The sequence below is a fragment of the Pseudomonas mohnii genome, from assembly GCF_900105115.1.
In the GTDB taxonomy this organism is placed as follows: Bacteria; Pseudomonadota; Gammaproteobacteria; order Pseudomonadales; family Pseudomonadaceae; genus Aquipseudomonas; species Aquipseudomonas mohnii.
In genome coordinates, this window is record NZ_FNRV01000001.1 from 281,669 (window position 1) to 299,505 (window position 17,837).

Sequence of the window (17,837 nt, forward strand, 5' to 3'; positions counted from 1 at the left end):
TTGCCTGAAACCCTGCCGGCAGGTATCGCCGAGGCGATACCTGCCCACCTGCGTCGTCGATCACGCGGCCGGTTCGCGAGCCGTGGCGGCGCGTGGGTCGTTGGCCTGTCCGTGCTGGTTTCCTTGCTGGCACTGCTTCCCATCGCATTCGTCGTCGGCGTTTATCTGCAGACCGGCTGGTCCACCCTGGTGCCACTGGTGTTTCGGCCGCGCGTCGGCGAATTGCTGGTCAACACCGTGTTGCTGGTCGTGATCACCATTCCTTTGTGTATTGCCCTGGGGGTAGCGCTGGCATGGCTGACAGAACGCACGAATTTGCCGGGACGACGCTGGTGGTCGTTGCTGGCCACCGCGCCGCTGGCGGTGCCGGCGTTCGTTCACAGTTATGCCTGGGTCAGCCTGGTGCCACCGATTCACGGGCTGTTCGCCGGGGTGCTGGTGTCGGTCATCGCCTACTTCCCGTTTCTTTACCTGCCGGTGGCCGCGACGCTGCGTCGACTCGACCCGGCCATCGAAGATGTTTCCGAGTCCCTCGGGCTCAAGCCCTGGGCAGTATTTTTCCGCGTGGTGCTGCCGCAATTGCGCCTGGCCATTTGCGGCGGTGCCTTGCTGGTCGGCTTGCACCTGCTGGCCGAGTACGGCTTGTACGCGATGATCCGCTTCGACACCTTCACCACTGCGATCTTCGATCAGTTCAAGTCCACCTTCAACGGGCCTGCCGCCAACCTGCTGGCCGGGGTACTGGCCCTGTGTTGCCTGGCGATGCTGACCGCAGAATCGGCGGCGCGTGGCAATGCGCGTTACGCCCGTGTCGGTTCAGGCAGTGCCCGGGAGCAACGGGTGGTGCAACTGAGCGCGCCTTTGAAGGCACTTGCGTTGTTCCTGCAGATCATCACTTGTGTCCTGGCCTTGGGCGTGCCGTTGTACACCCTGGGTAAATGGTTGATGGCCGGCGGTACCCAGGTCTGGGACTTGCCCGAGCTACTGCCGGCCCTGGAGCAGACGCTGCTGTTGGGCGTGGCGGGGGCGGCGCTGACCACCTGCGCAGCGATTCCGATTGCCTGGCTGTCGATTCGCTCACCGGGCCGCCTGCAACGACTGCTGGAAGGCTGCAACTACATCACCAGTTCGCTGCCAGGGATCGTCGTGGCGCTGGCATTGGTGACGGCGACCATCCACTTTGCCCGGCCGATTTACCAGACCACCATTACGGTGTTGCTGGCTTACCTGCTGATGTTCCTGCCTCGCGCCCTGGTGAGCCTGCGTGCCGGTATCGCCCAGGCGCCGGTTGAACTGGAAAACATGGCCCGCAGTCTGGGCCGCTCGCCCGCCCGGGCCCTGTGGCTGATCACCCTGCGCCTGGCCGCTCCGGGTGCTGCAGCGGGCGCCGCGCTGGTGTTCCTGGCGATCACCAATGAACTGACCGCCACCCTGCTGCTCGCCCCCAACGGTACGCGCACGCTGGCGACCGGGTTCTGGGCCATGACCAGCGAAATCGATTACGCCGCCGCAGCGCCCTACGCGCTGCTGATGATTGTCCTGTCGCTACCGCTGACCGGGCTCCTTTATCACCAATCCAAGAAAACGGCTGGCCGATGAACGCTTTAGAACTGCATTCGATCTCTAAATCCTACGGGTCCCACCGGGCCCTGGATAACGTCAGCCTGTCGGTGCCGACGGGCAGCCGCACGGTGATTGTCGGCCCGTCGGGATCGGGTAAAACCACGTTGCTGCGGATGATCGCCGGCTTCGAATTTCCCGATACCGGCCGCCTTTCGCTCAACGGCCAGACGCTGGTCGATAGCACCCACGAGGTGCCGGCGCACCAACGCCTGATTGGCTATGTCCCACAGGACGGCGCCCTGTTTCCGCACATGACCGTGGCCGCCAATATCGGCTTCGGACTGGCCAGCAAGGGCCGCGAACGGCAAGAACGCATCGCTGAATTGATGGACAGCGTTGCCCTTGACGCGCGCATGGCCGACCGCTGGCCCCATGAGCTGTCCGGTGGACAGCAACAACGGGTGGCGCTGGCGCGTGCCCTCGCCCAGCAACCGCGGCTGATGCTGCTGGATGAACCGTTTTCGGCGCTCGATACCGGCTTGCGCGCCGCCATGCGCAAACTGGTCGCGCGATTGTTGGCGGACGCCGGCGTGACCACCATTCTGGTCACCCATGACCAGAGCGAAGCGTTGTCCTTCGCCGATCAATTGGCGGTCATGCGTAATGGGCGGTTGGTGCAGTCCGGGCATCCCCTGGACCTTTACCGCTATCCCGAGGATGAAGAGACCGCGCTGTTTCTCGGTGACGCCGTGGTCATGCCCGCCCGAATCGAGGCCGGTTGGGCCCATTGCGATCTGGGTCGGATTCCGGTCAACAACCACCGCAACAACAGCTCGGCGCAAATCATGCTGCGGCCCGAGCAATTGCAGCTGGCCAGCGTCGTGCCCAACACGACAGAGGTTGCCGGTTGCAACGCGGTGGTGACCGAGCGTGATTTCAGCGGCAACACCTGCACGCTGACCGTGGAGCTGCAATCCTTGAACGCCGACGACGCGCCAGGTCGATCACTGCTCGTGCGCAGCTCCGGCATGTACGCGCCACCGACTGGCAGTACCGTTCAAGTCTCGACCATCGGTCACGCCCATGTACTGAGCTGACCGTTCACCCCTGCCTTCAAAGGTCGAAGCGATCGACCGCCCGGCGCCGCTCATTGTCATCACGCACATCGTAATTGGCCGTGGTCTGGATGTTGCTGTGGTGGGCGAGCTTCTGGGCGATCGACAAGTCGTGCTCCTCGATGACCCGGGTGATGAACGAGCGGCGGAAATCATGGGGCATGATCTTCACCCCCACCTGGGCGCCCCGCTGGCGGGCGATGTAATAGATCGCATGCTTGGTAATGCGCTCACGGGTGATGTGGCTGCCGCGCCGTATGCGGTTGAACAGGAAGGTGTCGTCGGCCTCACCCTCCTTCAACTGTGATCGGCGCAACTCCAGCCAGGCGTCGAGCTTGGCGAAGGCCCAGGCCGGGGCGTACTTGATTAACTGTTTGTTGCCCTTGGCGGTGACCCGAAGGCTGCGCTCAGTGAAGTCGACCTGATTCAAGTCCAGGTTCACCGATTCCGATTTGCGCATGCCCGAGCCATACAGAATCCCGATGATCGCCGCGTCACGCAGGCCCTGCGGTCGTGGATCAGCGGCACACACTTCCATCAGTTCCTGGATCAGCGTCCGGCGGAGATTGCGTCCCTGGGACAGGCGCGTGCCCGCGATGCCCTTGACCGAACGCATTTTCAGCAAGTGTTCCTGGCTGATCAGGCTCATGCGCCACGCCTCGTTCATCACACCGCGTACCGCATTGACGTACAGCGACGAGGTATTGGGTGCGTATCCATCGGCGCGCAGGGTGGCGACCAGCGCAATCACATCTTCAGGTTGCAGTTGATGCCAAGGGATCTCTTCGATGTTCACGTCTTCGAAGTCCAGACGATCGGCAGCGTCCTGCAGGACGTAACGCATGGTCAATTGGCTGGACGGCGCCAGTCGCGCCAGATACAGCGTCAGTGGATTGGTCTTGGGAATATTCGAGTCAACAGCAGGTAAGTCAATCAAACGAAACGGCCTTGAATGAAAACAATTCAACGAAACAACTAAGGGTGGAAAACAGACCATATACAGCGCCATATTTCTGTAAGACTTTTCTGTTAAAAGCAGCGAGAAACCGTAAAAGTCTGAACAGTCGCTTAATAGCTTTTAGATAAACGATTCGCCGACCGTTTTTTCATGTTCCTTTCACAAAATCGGGCATACCCTCATGCGGCTCCGGCGACCCTCGGCATTTTCCCAACTTGCCGATCGTTGTAGGAAAAGTCAACGGGCGGTATTTCTCACCGACCTTAAGTAATTCGTTGACTCGTTTTGCGTCTAGACTGCGACCGGATCCATTTTTTAGCCTCAACGGCTACACTCTTTTTCAGCCAAGAGGTGCGCATGAGTCAGGCTTTTCTTCCCTTCTCCCGTCCCAGTATCGGCGAAGAGGAAATTGCCGCGGTAGAACAAGTCCTGCGCTCGGGCTGGATTACCACGGGACCAAAGAACCAGGCGCTGGAAGAACACTTCGCCAATTATGTCGGTTGCCGTCATGCCGTGGCGCTGTCCTCGGCCACGGGCGGAATGCATATCACTCTATTGGCACTGGGCATCGGCCCGGGCGATGAAGTCATTACACCCTCGCAGACCTGGGTGTCCACCGCCAACATGATCAGCCTGCTGGGTGCGACTCCCGTTTTCGTCGACGTCGACCGTGACACACTGATGAGTGACGTGGCGAGCATCGAGGCGGCGATCACCCCGCGCACCAAAGCCATCATTCCCGTGCACTACGCCGGCGCTGCGTTCGATCTCGATCCGTTGTATGCACTGGCCGACAAGCACGGCATCACCGTGATCGAAGACGCCGCCCACGCAGCGGGCACCCTGTACAAAGGCCGCCATGTCGGTGCCCGGGGCACCGCGATTTTTTCGTTCCACGCCATCAAGAACATGACCTGTGCCGAAGGCGCGATGTTCGTGACCGACGATGAAGCCCTGGCCACGCGGGTACGCATGCTCAAGTTCCATGGCCTCGGTGTCGACGCTTACGACCGCCTGACCCATGGCCGCAAGCCCCAGGCGCAAGTCATGGAACCGGGATTCAAGTACAACCTGGCCGACATCAATGCCGCCATCGCGCTGGTGCAATTGGAGCGGCTGGACGAGATCAACGCCAAACGCACGCTGCTGGCCAACACCTACCTGAAACGCCTGGAAGGTCTGCCGGTGCAACCGCTGGCCATTCCTGCCCATGCCCAGCAACACGCCTGGCACCTGTTCATCCTGCGTATCGATGCCGAGCGCTGCGGCCTCGACCGCGAAGCGTTCATGAAAGCCCTGCAGGAGCAGAACATCGGCACCGGCATTCACTTCATCGCGACACACCTGCATACTTGGTATCGCCAGCGTTACCCTGACCTGTACCTGCCCAATACCGAATGGAACTCGGCCCGACTGTGTTCGATCCCGCTGTTCCCCGACATGACCACCGATGACGTCGAGCGCGTTGTCGGCGCCATAGAAAACTGCCTGGACACACGCCTGTGAGACCTTACCCAATCAACTTCGTTTCGATCGTGATTCCGGTCTACAACGAAGAAGACAGCCTGCCGGAATTGCTGCGCCGCACCGAAGCGGCGTGCGAGCAATTGCACCACCCCTACGAGATCGTACTGATCGACGATGGCAGTCGCGATGACTCCGCGCATATTCTGGAACAAGCCGCCTCCCGCCCCGACAGCCCGGTAGTGGCGGTCATTCTCAACCGCAACTACGGCCAGCACGCGGCGATCATGGCCGGTTTCGAGCAGTGCAAGGGCGACGTGGTGATTACCCTCGACGCCGACCTGCAAAACCCGCCCGAAGAAATCCCGCGTCTGGTGGCCCAGGCTGAACTGGGCTACGACGTCGTCGCCACCGTGCGCAACAATCGTCAGGACTCGGCCTTGCGCCGTTGGCCGTCGAAACTGATCAACCTCGCCGTACAACGCTCCACCGGCGTGGCCATGAGCGACTACGGCTGCATGTTGCGCGCCTACCGACGCACCATCGTCGACGCCATGCTGGCCTGCCGCGAGCGCAGCACCTTTATCCCGATCCTGGCCAACAGCTTCGCCCGCCACACCACGGAAATCCTGGTGAACCACGCCGAGCGCGAACACGGCGAATCCAAATACAGCCCCATGCGCCTGATCAACCTGATGTTCGATCTGGTGACCTGCATGACCACCACGCCGCTGCGCCTGCTGAGCATCGTCGGCTTCGCCATGGCGGGCCTCGGCGTACTCTTCGCCGTCGCCCTGATCGTGTTGCGTCTGGCATTCGGTGCCGGCTGGGCCGGCGGTGGCACCTTTGTCCTGTTTGCCGTGCTGTTCGTGTTCACCGGCGGGCAATTCATCGGCATGGGCCTGCTGGGCGAATACCTGGGCCGCATGTACAGCGATGTCCGTGCCCGCCCGCGTTTCTTTATCGAAAAGGTGCTGCGTAGTCAGCCTGCCTCTCCTGTTTCCGTTGCCACCATCGATGGCCTCACCTCCACTTCTTCTGATCGGGTTCACCCATGAGCGCAAAAGCTGTTGTCTTCGCCTATCACGATATCGGTTGTGCCGGTATTGAAGCCCTGCTCGCCAGCGGTATCGAAATCGCCGCCGTCTTCACCCACGCCGATGACCCCAAGGAAAACGCCTTCTACGGTTCCGTTGCGCAACTGTGTGCGAGCAAGGGCATTACCGTGCATGCCCCGGAAGACGCCAACCATCCGCTGTGGATCGAACGTATCAGCAAGCTCGACCCCGACTACCTGTTCTCGTTCTACTACCGCAACCTGTTGAGCGAGCCATTGTTGGCCACCGCACGCAAAGGTGCGTTCAACCTGCATGGCTCGTTGCTGCCAAGCTACCGTGGCCGCGCGCCGGCCAACTGGGTGCTGGTCAATGGCGAAACCGAAACCGGCGTGACCCTGCATCGCATGGTCAAGCGCGCCGACGCGGGGGCGATTCTCGCCCAGCGCGCCGTTTCGATCGAACGCAGCGACACCGCGCTGAGCCTGCACGGCAAATTGCGCCTGGCCGCCACCGACCTGTTGCGCGACACCCTGCCGTTGCTGCTGCAAGGCAAAGTCACTGAAACCCCGCAGGATGAATCCAAGGCCAGCGTATTCGGTCGCCGCACACCAGCCGACGGTAAGCTGGTATGGCAAAAACCGGCGGAAGAACTGTTCAACCTGGTGCGGGCCGTGACCCAGCCTTACCCGGGCGCGTTCTGCGCGGTGGGCGAGCACAAGCTGATTGTCTGGAGTGCCGAAGTGGCCAAGGGCAATGAAGGCCAGGCCCCGGGCCGAGTGATCAGTGTCGATCCGCTGCGCATTGCCTGTGGCGAAGACTCGCTGGTGATCACCGCCGGCCAACGCAACGACAACGGCCTGTACCTGAGCGGCCCGCAACTGGCTAACGAACTGGGTCTGGTGGACGGTTCCGTGCTGCGCGGTGCCGAATCCGGCCGCGCCCCGCGTCGCACCCGCGTGCTGATCCTTGGTGTCAACGGTTTTATCGGCAACCACCTGTCCGAGCGTCTGCTGCGTGATGATCGCTACGAGGTTTATGGCCTGGACATCGGTTCCGACGCCATTGACCGCCTGCGCAGCCATCCGAACTTCCACTTCGTCGAAGGCGACATCAGCATTCACTCCGAGTGGATTGAATACCACATCAAGAAGTGCGACGTGGTCCTGCCGCTGGTGGCCATTGCCACCCCGATCGAATACACCCGCAACCCGCTGCGCGTGTTCGAACTGGACTTCGAGGAAAACCTGAAGCTGGTGCGCTACTGCGTCAAGTACAACAAGCGCGTGATCTTCCCGTCGACGTCGGAAGTCTATGGCATGTGCCAGGACAAGAACTTCGACGAAGACGCCTCGAACCTGATCGTTGGCCCGATCAACAAGCAGCGCTGGATCTACTCGGTCTCCAAGCAGTTGCTGGACCGCGTCATCTGGGCTTACGGCGCCAAAGGCCTGAATTTCACCCTGTTCCGTCCATTCAACTGGATGGGCCCGCGTCTGGACCGTCTGGATTCGGCACGTATCGGCAGCTCCCGCGCCATCACCCAGCTGATCCTCAACCTGGTGGAAGGTACGCCGATCCGCCTGTTCGACGGCGGCGAGCAGAAACGCTGCTTCACCGACATCGCCGACGGCGTCGAAGCGCTGGCGCGGATCATCGACAACGACAACGATGTCTGCAACGGTCAGATCATCAACATTGGCAACCCGGACAACGAAGCGAGCATCCGTCAACTGGGCGAAGAGCTGCTGCGTCAGTTCGAAGCTCACCCGCTGCGCGACAACTTCCCGCCTTTCGCCGGTTTCCGCGACGTGGAAAGCAAGGCGTTCTACGGTGCCGGTTACCAGGACGTGGAACACCGCAAGCCAAGCATCGCCAACGCCAAGCGCCTGTTGAACTGGGAGCCGACCGTGGAAATGCGCGAAACCATCGGCAACACCCTGGACTTCTTCCTGCGCGAAGCCATGCTCGAAATCGCGGACAAGCGCTGATGCAGGCAGGCCTACGCATCGATGTCGACACTTACCGAGGCACCCGTGAGGGGGTGCCCCGGCTGCTGGAAATGCTGGACGAGGCACAGGTCAAGGCGACGTTTTTCTTCAGCGTCGGCCCGGACAACATGGGGCGCCACTTGTGGCGCCTCATCCGTCCACAATTCCTCTGGAAAATGCTCCGCTCAAACGCGGCCGGCCTCTATGGCTGGGACATCCTGCTGGCCGGCACTGCATGGCCGGGCAAACCGATTGGTCGCGATCTCGGGCACCTGATGCGTCAAGCCCGTGACGCCGGCCATGAAGTCGGCCTGCATGCCTGGGATCACCATGGCTGGCAGGCCAATGCCGGACGCTGGAGCGACGCGCAATTGATCGAGCAAATTCGTCGTGGCGTGGACACCCTGAGCGACATACTCGGTGCCAGGATCGAGTGTTCAGCCGCCGCCGGCTGGCGCGCGGATGAGCGCGTGATCGAGGCCAAGCAGCGCTTCGGCTTTCGCTATAACAGCGATTGTCGCGGTCAGAGCCTGTTCCAGCCGAAACTGGCCGATGGACGCCTGGGTGCGCCACAAATTCCCGTAGATCTGCCGACTTTCGACGAAGTGGTCGGTCCGAACGTCGCCGCCAAAGACTTCAACAGCTTTATCCTTGACCGGTTCACACCGGAAAAACTCAACGTCTACACGATCCATGCCGAAGTAGAAGGGATTCTGATGGCCAATGATTTCCGCCAACTGCTGAGCGATGCGCAGCAGCGAGGCATTCACTTTCAACCCTTGGGCGATCTGCTGCCCGACACCCCTGACAGTTTGCCGACCGGTCGCGTGGTACGCGGCACACTCGACGGTCGCGAAGGCTGGCTGGGAGTGCAAGGCGCATGAGCAAACGCTGGGCATTCCCGCTATTGCTGGCCCTTGTGGCGCTGGCTTACCTGCTGCCTCTGGGAACCCACGGGCTGTGGATTCCCGATGAGACCCGCTACGCCCAGATCAGCCAGAACATGCTGCTGAGCGGCAACTGGGTGTCGCCGCATTTCATGGACGTGCGCTATTTCGAAAAACCGGTCGCCGGCTACTGGATGATTGCCATTGGCCAGGCGCTGTTCGGTCAAAACCTGTTCGGTGTACGTTTCGCCTCGGCGCTGAGCACGGCCTTGAGCGTACTGCTGTGCTACCTGATCGCACGGCGGATGTGGAACGAGCCGCGCAAGAGTTTCGCCTGTGCGCTGCTGTACATGAGCCTCACCGTGATCGCCGGCCAGGCCGGATACGCCAACCTCGACCCGCAATTCACCTTCTGGGTCAACCTGAGCCTGGTTGCCTTGTGGTTTGCTGTCGATAGCGCGAACCGCGGTCAACGTTTGATCGCCTGGGCAGTGCTGGGGCTGGCGTGTGGCATGGGTTTCATGACCAAGGGTTTTCTCGCCTGGCTGTTGCCGGTGCTGATCGCCCTGCCCTGGATGCTCTGGCAAAAGCGCTGGCGCGAGTTGCTGGTCTACGGGCCGGTGGCGATTCTCGTGGCCGTGGTGGTCAGCCTGCCGTGGGTCCTGGCGGTGCATGCGCAGGAGCCCGACTACTGGCGGTTCTTCTTCTGGCACGAGCATATCCGCCGCTTCGCCGGGGAAGATGCCCAGCACGATGCGCCGTGGTGGTACTACCTGCCGCTGCTGGTGGGGTTCAGCCTGCCGTGGGTGGCGCTGCTGCCCCCAGCGTTGAAACAGGCGTGGCAGACCCGTCGCCAGACCAACATTGCGTTTCTGTTGCTGTGGCTGTGGATGCCGCTGATTTTCTTCAGCCTCAGTAAAGGCAAGCTGCCGGCTTACATCCTGCCGTGCCTGCTGCCGTTGGCCCTGCTGCTGGGTCACACCCTGGCCGATCGCCTGAAACTGGAGCAAGGCCGGGTCCTCGGTATCAACGGGGTTCTCAACCTTGCGCTGGGTGTGATCACCCTGCTCGCCCTGGTCTACCTGCAGCTTAAAAAGCCGCTGTACGACCATGAACTGCACAACCTGGTGCTGGTGTTTATCGGTCTGATCGGCTGGATCATGGCCAACCTGCTGCAAGCCTTCAGGCCACTGCAATGCTGGGGGGCTCCGGCCTTTGGCAGCCTGCTGCTGATCGGCCTGCTGCCGGCCGGCCTGCCCAACTCGGTGGTCGCCAACAAGACGCCTGATCAGTTCATCCTCGATCACGCGCAGGAACTCGGCCAGAGCGCCAAGTTGCTGAGCAATGACCTGGGAGCGGCTTCGGCCCTGGCCTGGCGAACGAAGCGCCCGGACGTGTCTTTCTACAACACGGTCGGCGAATTGAAGTATGGCCTTGCCTACCCTGATTCATTGAAGCAGCGCGTCAACCCCGATCAGATCCAGCAATGGATGCTCGAAGCCCGTCAACAAGGCCCGGTCGGCGTGGTGATGCGGGTCAAAGGGGACGACGAACTGCACGAGCTCGAACAATTGCCCAAGGAAGGCAAGCGTTATGAGCAAGGCAATCTGGTCATTTTGATTATTCCTCAGGCCGCGCCATGAGCCTGATTCTGCTGCTGCTCGCTTGCCTGCTGACATGCCTGGGCCAGGTTGCCCAGAAGTACGCCGTGGAAAGCTGGCGCGGACAACCCTCGAGCTGGGCGCAGAAACTGCGCTCGCCGTGGCTGTGGCTGGCGCTCGTCTCGCTCGGGCTGGGCTTGCTGGTCTGGTTGCTGGTGCTGCAGCGCCTCGAAGTGGGCATCGCCTACCCGATGTTGAGCCTCAATTTCGTGCTGATCACCCTGGTCGCACGCTTCGTTTTCCATGAAACCATCGACCGCCGTCACTGGCTGGGTGTAGCCCTGGTGATCGGTGGCGTGGCACTGCTGGGACAACACGCATGAACCCGCGTCGCGGAATCACCTTCGCCCTGGGCAGCGTGCTGCTGGTCAGTTCGGCGCAGTTGGGCATGCGCTGGAGCATGAGCCACCTGCCGTCGCCTGAACAATGGCTCAGCGCCCCGATCGACCTGGCAGCGGTCGCCGTGGTGCTGGCCGCCGTCCTTGCCTATGCCCTATCAATGCTCAGTTGGCTCCTCGCCCTGCGTGACCTGCCCCTGGGCCGGGCCTACTCGCTGCTGAGCATCAGCTATGCACTGGTGTACCTGTTGGCCGCCAGCCTGCCGCTGTTTCACGAAGATTTCAGCCTTTCAAAAAGCCTTGGCGTCGCCCTGGTCATCCTGGGTGTCATCACCATTAATTCTCGACCTGCAAGTGCGCCCGAACTTAGGAGTGCCTCATGAAAATCAGTGTGTTTGGTAGCGGTTATGTTGGCTTGGTGCAAGCCGCCGTCCTGGCGGAAGTTGGCCACGACGTGGTCTGCATGGATATTGACGAGAAAAAAGTCAAGTTGCTGCAACAAGGTCATGTGAGCATTTTTGAACCGGGGCTTGCCAGCCTGGTGCGCGAAGGCCTGGACGGCAAACGGTTGCAGTTCACCAGCGATGAAAAATTCGCGGTACAGCACGGCCAGGTGTTGTTCATCGCGGTCGGCACACCGTCCCGCGAGGACGGCTCGGCGGATCTGCGTTACGTCTTGTCCGTGGGCGACGCCGTCGCGCGGCACCGCGAACAACCGCTTATTCTGGTGGAGAAATCCACTGTACCGGTCGGCACAGGCGATACCCTGCGTGCACACATCGAACAATGCCTGGCCAAGGACGGGCGTTCGCTGCAGTTCGATATCGTCTCCAACCCGGAGTTCCTGAAAGAAGGCTCGGCCGTGTCCGATTGCCGGCGTCCGGACCGCATCATCATCGGTTGCGAGCGCGATGAAGTGCGCGATGTGATGCGCGACCTGTATGCCCCTTTCAACCGCAACCATGACCGGGTCATGTTCATGGACCTGCGCAGCGCCGAGCTGACCAAGTACGCCGCCAACTGCATGCTGGCGACCAAGATCAGCTTCATCAACCAGATCGCCGAGCTGGCCGAACACCTGGGCGCCGACATCGAATCGGTTCGTCTGGGTATCGGCGCCGACTCCCGTATTGGCTACCACTTTATCTACCCTGGTTGCGGCTACGGCGGTTCATGCTTCCCCAAAGACATGCGCGCCCTGATTCACAGTGCCGAAGAGGCCCACTGCTCCAACGATCTGTTGCAAGCGGTGGAAGCCATCAACGAGCGGCAGAAACACAAACTGTTCGAACGCATCAACGCGTTCTACAAGGGCGATCTGAAGGGCAAGACCTTTGCTCTCTGGGGCCTGGCATTCAAACCCAACACCGACGACATGCGTGATGCGCCGAGCCGGGTCCTGCTGGAATCGCTGTGGGCCGCTGGCGCCAACGTGCGCGCGTTCGACCCCGAAGCGATGCAGGAAACCCAGAAACTGTATCCCGATGAAGCGAAGCTTATGCTGATGGGAACGCCGGAATCGGTGCTGACCGGTGCCGATGCGCTGATCATCTGCACCGAGTGGCAGCAATTCAAGGCACCGGATTTCGACCTGATCCGCCAGCGCCTCATTGCCCCGGTGATCTTCGACGGACGCAACCTGTACGACGCCGAACGCCTCTCCCGTGCCGGCTTCCTGTACTTCCCGATGGGCCGTGGCGAATCGCGCAAGTTGCCAATCCCGCATCAACAATGGCCGTCCGCCCCACTCGACGCCTCAGCGTAATGTCGCTGTCCATCCGCCAACAGTCCTGCGTCGTGGGACTGTTGGCCCTGCTGTTATTCATCGCCGGGGCATACCAGCAAGCGCCAATCGGTTTCGATTCGCGCTTCGTGCTGTTTGCCCAGGAGATGCTGCGACACGGGCCGTCGTTTTTCCCTACCACCTATGGTCAGCCCTACGCTGACTACCTGGGGCTTTCGACGCTGTTCATCTGGCTGACGGCCCTGCCGTTCGGCCAGGTCACCAGCTTCAGTGCCTGGTTGCCAAGCGCCATCGCCGGGGCGGTCGTCGTCACGCTGATGTACCGTCTGGTCGCACCCGTTTCCCGCCGATGGGCGTTGCTGAGCATCGCCCTGATGTTGCTGACCAACACCTTCATCACCGAAGCGCGCGCGGTTTCCCAGGACTTGATGCTCGCGGCGGTGGCATTTGCCGTGTTTTACCTGGGCTACGCCGCCGATCACTTCTCGGCACCCCGTCGATGGTTACTGATCTTCGCCTTGTTGCTGTTGGGTTTCGGCCTGCGCGGGCCGATCGGGCTGGTGATTCCCACCGGCATGCTGTGCAGCTACTTCCTGCTCAATCGTCAATGGCAGCGGTTTTTCGGCTTCGGCCTGACGGCCGCCGTGTTGCTGGGTCTGTGTGTCGGCGCGCTACTGTGGATGGCCAAAGCCAGTGGCGGGCCGGTCTTCATGCAGGACGTGATTCGCATGCAGTTCATGGGACGCATGGACGGTAGCGAAGGCGTCAGCGGCTCGCTCTACTACTTCACCAGTTCGATGGGCAACTATGCGCTGGCCTATCCTCTGGCGCTGCTGGCATTGCTGGGACTGGCCCTTAACAAACCGCGCGACACCGGGCCGGCAGTGCGATTGCTCCAGTATTGCGCTGCAGCCGGGTTGATCGTGATGCTCGGGCTTTCGATTCCCCAGGCGAAAAAAGCCCGCTACCTGCTGCCGATACTGCCCTTTGTGGCGATCATTGCAGCGTATCCCTTTGCCGTGGCCCAGGGTCGGGTGTTCGGTTGGCTACGCGGCTTGATGCAAGGCTTGTGGCTGCTGATGCCGGCGTTGTTTATCGGCGGACTGCTGGTGGCCCAGCGACGGTTTGATCAACACGTGCCCAACCTTGCTACGGTGTTGGTGATCCTGGGGGCGTTACAACTGCTTGCAGTGGCGATCCTTGCCAAACCGCACTGGCGCCCGCAAACCCTGGCCGTGTGTTCGGTCCTGGCGTTGTGGGCGGTGTACATCCTGGTGTTTGAACCGCTCGAACGGCAGATGTACGACACCCGGACCTTCAGTCGCGCGGCCTTTGCACAGGTGCAAAAAGACCCGGCGCCACTGGTGCTGCACGCCCTGGGCAAGGACGCCAAGGCCATCAAGTTCATGGTCAATATCGAGCAGGACGTGCAACCGGTGTTCACCGAGTCGGCTCAAGAGCTGGACAGCCTTCAGGGGCCGTTGTGGTTGATGATGGACGCCAAGGACTACAACGCCCTGCACGGCACCCCCTTGGGCGCTTTGCCACCCGTACTGACCGGGCGTTTCGACAAGAACGACTTTGTTCTGCTGCATCGCCCCTGATAGAGGGACCGACGTCACGGGGCGCGATCGGATGGCCTTTCACCGCAAGCTGTTGAAGATCGAGCTTGTTCTTCAACAGCTTGCGGTGGCGTGTTAAACAGGAGGCTTACCGCAGCTGTTTTCGAATAAGGACATTCACCCCGTGGCCGCTTACTCGCTCGTTATCCGCCGGTTGCTGATCTGCTCGCTGACCATCGTCATCAGCCGCGCGATCACCAGCCCCATGCTCACGCTGTTCCTGAGCAACAAACTCGGCCTCAACCAACAGGACGTTGGCTTGCTGCTGGGCATCGCGGTGTTCATCGCAACCTTGCTCACGCTCTACGGCGGTTACATCATCGATCGCCTGGAAAAACGCCGTCTGCTGATCCTGACGATGCTATCCAGTGCCATCGGCCTGGTGCTGCTGACCCTGGCCGAAAACCTTTACCTGACCACCGTCATCCTGGTGGTCACCGAAACCGCTTCGGCGCTGTTCCTCATCGGTTCAAAGGCGATCCTCAGCGAAAACCTGCCGGTGGGCCAACGGGCCAAGGCGTTTTCCCTGAGCTACACCCTGACCAACATTGGCTACGCCATCGGCCCGATGCTCGGCGTGGTGATTGCCGGGATTTATCCGATCGCGCCGTTCCTGATAGCCGGCGCCATCGCCTTTTGCAGCATTTTTCTACTGACCGGCGTTGCCAGGGACCCGGCGCTGCCCCCTGTAATCGGACAGGCGCAGAGCTTCCTCAACACCCTGATCACCCTGAAAACCGACCGCACCCTGATCATGTTCACCTGCGGTTGCCTGCTCAGTACGGTGGTGCACGGGCGCTTTACCTTTTATCTGTCTCAGTACCTGCTGGTCACCAGCGACGACCAGAACACCCTTAAAGTCATGGCGGCCCTGCTCGCCTGCAACGCCATCAGCGTGATCCTGTTGCAGTATCAGATCGGCCGTTTCCTCAAGCGCGAGCACTTGCGCCACTGGATCGTCGGCGGAACGGCCCTGTTCATCCTTGGGCTGATCGGCTTCAGCCTGGCCGACAGCCTGGTGGGCTGGTGCGTGGCGATGTTTATCTTCACCCTCGGCGAAATCATCATTTATCCGGCCGAATTTCTCTTCGTCGACACCCTGGCCCCGGCTGAACTGCGTGGCAGCTATTACGGCGCACAAAACCTGGCCGCCCTGGGCGGTGCACTCAGCCCGGTGATTTGCGGCTTCCTGCTGATGCACACCCCGGCGCCCACCATGTTTTATGCCCTGAGTGTCCTCGCAGCCTTGGGCGGTGTGCTGTGCTTCATGAGCGGCCGTCGCGTGGTAATACATCAGAAATAATGAACTGAAGCTTCATTAATATGAATTTGTCAGCATCAGGAATCACCGGCACACTGTGCTCGTTCCTCCCCCAACAGTTGGAACAACTTCAAGGGCTTTCCGGGCTTCCCCCGGTAAGCCCTTTTTTTTCCTCGATTTTGCTCAAGGGAACGCACTCCGCCATGCTCGCTCGCTGGTTACCTGCCGCCATCAACACCCGCCCCTCTGAATGGAGCCGCGCCGCCATCGGCATGGCCTTCGGCACCCTGCTCAGTGTCTGGCTGTGTGGGCAGGTATTCGGTATCGAGGTGGCACAACATCTGATCGGACCGTTAGGAGCGTCGGCGGTGTTGCTCTTCGCCGTATCCTCAGGGGCGCTGGCGCAACCGTGGTCGATTCTCGGCGGCTACTTCAGCGCGGCGGTGGTGGCGCTGTTGGTGGCGCACGTACTCGGTCGCACCTTGACCAGCGCATGCCTGGCGGCCGGCATGGCCCTGGTCCTGATGTGCTGGCTGCGCTGCCTGCATCCACCGGCCGGCGCCCTCGCCTTGACGCTGGTGCTGGCAGACCCGGCGACCATTGCCCTGGACTGGAAAGCCCTCGGCCCAGTGATGCTCGGCGCCTCGATCATGTTGTTCTGCGCCCTGGCCTACAACAACCTGACGCGCATCCGTTACCCCAAGCGTGCCAACGAACCGGTGGCCGTGGTGCCTGCCGATCATCCGCCAACTGATCGCCAGGCGATCACCGCCGAGGACCTGAAAAAGGCCCTCGCCGATATGGAGGCTTTCTTCGACGTCACGCCCGAAGACCTTGAACAATTGATTCATACCAGTGAGTTACACGCCAAACGTCGCAGTATTGGTGAAGTACTGAGCCGCAGCGCCTGAACCCGTCGGTGTCAGCCGCAGGCGCCGATGGTCGCCATGCAAAAATGCAGTAAGCACCTGCACATTTTCCGGTTGTACATCACAAATTTGCACTGTTACGATCCTGCATCGCTCGCGCGCGAGCTTCTCAATAAAGAACAATAAAAGCAGGGAGTTAGTGATGACTGCTCAGGTTTCTTCTCCGGGGACACAGTCCATGGATGCCACGCAAAACGACGTGCTGGCCGAGGTTCGCAACCACATCGGTCACCTGACCCTCAACCGCCCCACTGGCCTCAACGCCCTCACGCTGGACATGGTCCGCACCCTGCAACGCCAACTCGATGCCTGGGCGCAGGATCCTCAGGTGCACGCGGTTGTCCTGCGCGGCGCCGGCGAGAAAGCCTTCTGTGCCGGCGGCGACATTCGATCGCTGCACGACAGTTTCAAAAACGGCGACACCCTGCACCAAGACTTCTTCGTCGAGGAATACACCCTCGATCTGGCGATCCACCATTACCGCAAACCGGTACTGGCCCTGATGGACGGTTTTGTCCTCGGCGGCGGCATGGGACTGGTGCAAGGCGCCGACTTGCGCGTGATCACCGAAAAAAGCCGTCTGGCCATGCCGGAAGTCGGGATCGGTTACTTCCCCGACGTTGGCGGCAGTTACTTCCTGCCACGCATTCCCGGAGAACTGGGGATTTACCTGGGCGTCAGCGGCGTGCAGATCCGCGCCGCCGACGCGCTCTATTGCGGCCTCGCCGACTGGTATCTGGACAGCAGCAAGCTGGCCACGCTGGACGAAAAACTCGATCAACTGCAATGGCGCGACACGCCACTGAAGGACCTTCAGGGCCTGCTGGCGAAACTCGCGGTGCAACAGCTGCCCGACGCGCCGCTGGCGGCGTTGCGTCCGGCCATCGATCACTTCTTCGCCCTGCCGGATGTGCCGAGTATTGTTGAGCAACTGCGCGCCGTGACGGTCGCCGACAGCCATGAATGGGCCACGACCACCGCCGACCTGCTGGAAACCCGCTCTCCACTGGCCATGGGCGTGACCCTGGAGATGCTGCGGCGCGGTCGGCGCCTGAGCCTGGAACAATGTTTCGCCCTGGAGCTGCACCTGGACCGCCAGTGGTTCGAGCGCGGTGACCTGATCGAAGGCGTGCGCGCCTTGCTGATCGACAAAGACAAACAACCACGCTGGAACCCGCCTACCTTGCAGGCGCTGGACGCTGGGCATGTCGCGAGTTTCTTCGAGGGTTTCGATGAGAGCGGGAGCTGA

At 61.2% G+C, this 17,837-nt stretch carries 15 protein-coding genes; 14 read left to right on the forward strand and 1 reads right to left on the reverse strand.

All coding sequences use genetic code 11. The features are described from left to right. Entirely contained in the window at window positions 1-1,599 is a 1,599-nt protein-coding gene (locus BLV61_RS01185; protein ID WP_090469664.1) for an ABC transporter permease, read from the forward strand. Next, a complete protein-coding gene (locus BLV61_RS01190; protein WP_047529297.1) occupies window positions 1,596-2,660 on the forward strand; it encodes an ABC transporter ATP-binding protein in 1,065 nt (354 codons plus the stop codon). The genes BLV61_RS01185 and BLV61_RS01190 overlap by 4 nt, the downstream gene beginning before the upstream one ends. Before the next feature lie 16 nt (window positions 2,661-2,676). Here BLV61_RS01190 and BLV61_RS01195 read toward each other — a convergent pair whose 3' ends face one another. Beyond that, window positions 2,677-3,615: a site-specific integrase gene (locus tag BLV61_RS01195; RefSeq protein WP_090461939.1), complete on the reverse strand. Its 939-nt coding sequence runs from the start codon at window positions 3,613-3,615 to the stop codon at window positions 2,677-2,679. 378 nt (window positions 3,616-3,993) lie between these two features. On the opposite strand from BLV61_RS01195, the gene arnB reads away from it, so the two are divergent. The 12 genes from arnB to BLV61_RS01255 all read left to right on the forward strand — a co-directional run bounded on the left by arnB (window position 3,994) and on the right by BLV61_RS01255 (window position 17,837). Continuing rightward, a complete protein-coding gene (arnB, locus tag BLV61_RS01200; protein WP_047529301.1) occupies window positions 3,994-5,142 on the forward strand; it encodes a UDP-4-amino-4-deoxy-L-arabinose aminotransferase in 1,149 nt (382 codons plus the stop codon). Then, complete coding sequence (gene arnC, locus BLV61_RS01205; RefSeq protein WP_047529303.1) at window positions 5,139-6,158, forward strand: undecaprenyl-phosphate 4-deoxy-4-formamido-L-arabinose transferase; 1,020 nt, start codon at window positions 5,139-5,141, stop codon at window positions 6,156-6,158. The genes arnB and arnC overlap by 4 nt, the downstream gene beginning before the upstream one ends. Beyond that, on the forward strand, window positions 6,155-8,146 hold the full coding sequence (gene arnA, locus BLV61_RS01210) for a bifunctional UDP-4-amino-4-deoxy-L-arabinose formyltransferase/UDP-glucuronic acid oxidase ArnA (RefSeq protein WP_090461941.1): 1,992 nt from the start codon (window positions 6,155-6,157) through the stop codon (window positions 8,144-8,146). The genes arnC and arnA overlap by 4 nt, the downstream gene beginning before the upstream one ends. Next, window positions 8,146-9,030: a 4-deoxy-4-formamido-L-arabinose-phosphoundecaprenol deformylase gene (gene arnD / locus BLV61_RS01215; RefSeq protein ID WP_090461945.1), complete on the forward strand. Its 885-nt coding sequence runs from the start codon at window positions 8,146-8,148 to the stop codon at window positions 9,028-9,030. The genes arnA and arnD overlap by 1 nt, the downstream gene beginning before the upstream one ends. After that, window positions 9,027-10,676: a lipid IV(A) 4-amino-4-deoxy-L-arabinosyltransferase gene (gene arnT / locus BLV61_RS01220; protein WP_090461947.1), complete on the forward strand. Its 1,650-nt coding sequence runs from the start codon at window positions 9,027-9,029 to the stop codon at window positions 10,674-10,676. Before arnD ends, arnT begins: the two co-directional genes overlap by 4 nt. Next, the gene (gene arnE / locus BLV61_RS01225; protein WP_090461949.1) at window positions 10,673-11,017 is read left to right on the forward strand and encodes a 4-amino-4-deoxy-L-arabinose-phosphoundecaprenol flippase subunit ArnE; all 345 of its coding nucleotides are present in this window, start codon (window positions 10,673-10,675) and stop codon (window positions 11,015-11,017) included. Before arnT ends, arnE begins: the two co-directional genes overlap by 4 nt. Continuing rightward, the gene (gene arnF / locus BLV61_RS01230; RefSeq protein ID WP_047529314.1) at window positions 11,014-11,415 is read left to right on the forward strand and encodes a 4-amino-4-deoxy-L-arabinose-phosphoundecaprenol flippase subunit ArnF; all 402 of its coding nucleotides are present in this window, start codon (window positions 11,014-11,016) and stop codon (window positions 11,413-11,415) included. Before arnE ends, arnF begins: the two co-directional genes overlap by 4 nt. Next, window positions 11,412-12,797 carry a UDP-glucose dehydrogenase family protein gene (locus tag BLV61_RS01235; protein WP_047529316.1) on the forward strand — a complete coding sequence of 462 codons (1,386 nt, stop codon included), beginning with the start codon at window positions 11,412-11,414 and terminating at the stop codon, window positions 12,795-12,797. The genes arnF and BLV61_RS01235 overlap by 4 nt, the downstream gene beginning before the upstream one ends. Beyond that, entirely contained in the window at window positions 12,797-14,380 is a 1,584-nt protein-coding gene (locus BLV61_RS01240) for an ArnT family glycosyltransferase (RefSeq protein ID WP_244159772.1), read from the forward strand. The genes BLV61_RS01235 and BLV61_RS01240 overlap by 1 nt, the downstream gene beginning before the upstream one ends. Window positions 14,381-14,522: 142 nt before the next feature. Continuing rightward, window positions 14,523-15,701: an MFS transporter gene (locus tag BLV61_RS01245; protein WP_090461954.1), complete on the forward strand. Its 1,179-nt coding sequence runs from the start codon at window positions 14,523-14,525 to the stop codon at window positions 15,699-15,701. A 161-nt stretch (window positions 15,702-15,862) separates the two neighbouring features. Next, complete coding sequence (locus BLV61_RS01250; RefSeq protein WP_090461956.1) at window positions 15,863-16,570, forward strand: HPP family protein; 708 nt, start codon at window positions 15,863-15,865, stop codon at window positions 16,568-16,570. A 160-nt stretch (window positions 16,571-16,730) separates the two neighbouring features. Continuing rightward, complete coding sequence (locus tag BLV61_RS01255) at window positions 16,731-17,837, forward strand: enoyl-CoA hydratase/isomerase family protein (protein WP_090461958.1); 1,107 nt, start codon at window positions 16,731-16,733, stop codon at window positions 17,835-17,837.

Excerpts from the sequence above, each read along its gene's own strand:
- BLV61_RS01190 (WP_047529297.1), top strand. The coding sequence starts at position 1,596 with ATGAACGCTTTAGAACTGCATTCGATCTCTAAATCCTACGGGTCCCAC.
- arnB (WP_047529301.1), top strand. The coding sequence starts at position 3,994 with ATGAGTCAGGCTTTTCTTCCCTTCTCCCGTCCCAGTATCGGCGAAGAG.
- arnA (WP_090461941.1), top strand. The coding sequence starts at position 6,155 with ATGAGCGCAAAAGCTGTTGTCTTCGCCTATCACGATATCGGTTGTGCC.
- arnD (WP_090461945.1), top strand. The coding sequence starts at position 8,146 with ATGCAGGCAGGCCTACGCATCGATGTCGACACTTACCGAGGCACCCGT.
- arnT (WP_090461947.1), top strand. The coding sequence starts at position 9,027 with ATGAGCAAACGCTGGGCATTCCCGCTATTGCTGGCCCTTGTGGCGCTG.
- arnE (WP_090461949.1), top strand. The coding sequence starts at position 10,673 with ATGAGCCTGATTCTGCTGCTGCTCGCTTGCCTGCTGACATGCCTGGGC.
- arnF (WP_047529314.1), top strand. The coding sequence starts at position 11,014 with ATGAACCCGCGTCGCGGAATCACCTTCGCCCTGGGCAGCGTGCTGCTG.
- BLV61_RS01235 (WP_047529316.1), top strand. The coding sequence starts at position 11,412 with ATGAAAATCAGTGTGTTTGGTAGCGGTTATGTTGGCTTGGTGCAAGCC.
- BLV61_RS01240 (WP_244159772.1), top strand. The coding sequence starts at position 12,797 with ATGTCGCTGTCCATCCGCCAACAGTCCTGCGTCGTGGGACTGTTGGCC.
- BLV61_RS01250 (WP_090461956.1), top strand. The coding sequence starts at position 15,863 with ATGCTCGCTCGCTGGTTACCTGCCGCCATCAACACCCGCCCCTCTGAA.
- BLV61_RS01255 (WP_090461958.1), top strand. The coding sequence starts at position 16,731 with ATGACTGCTCAGGTTTCTTCTCCGGGGACACAGTCCATGGATGCCACG.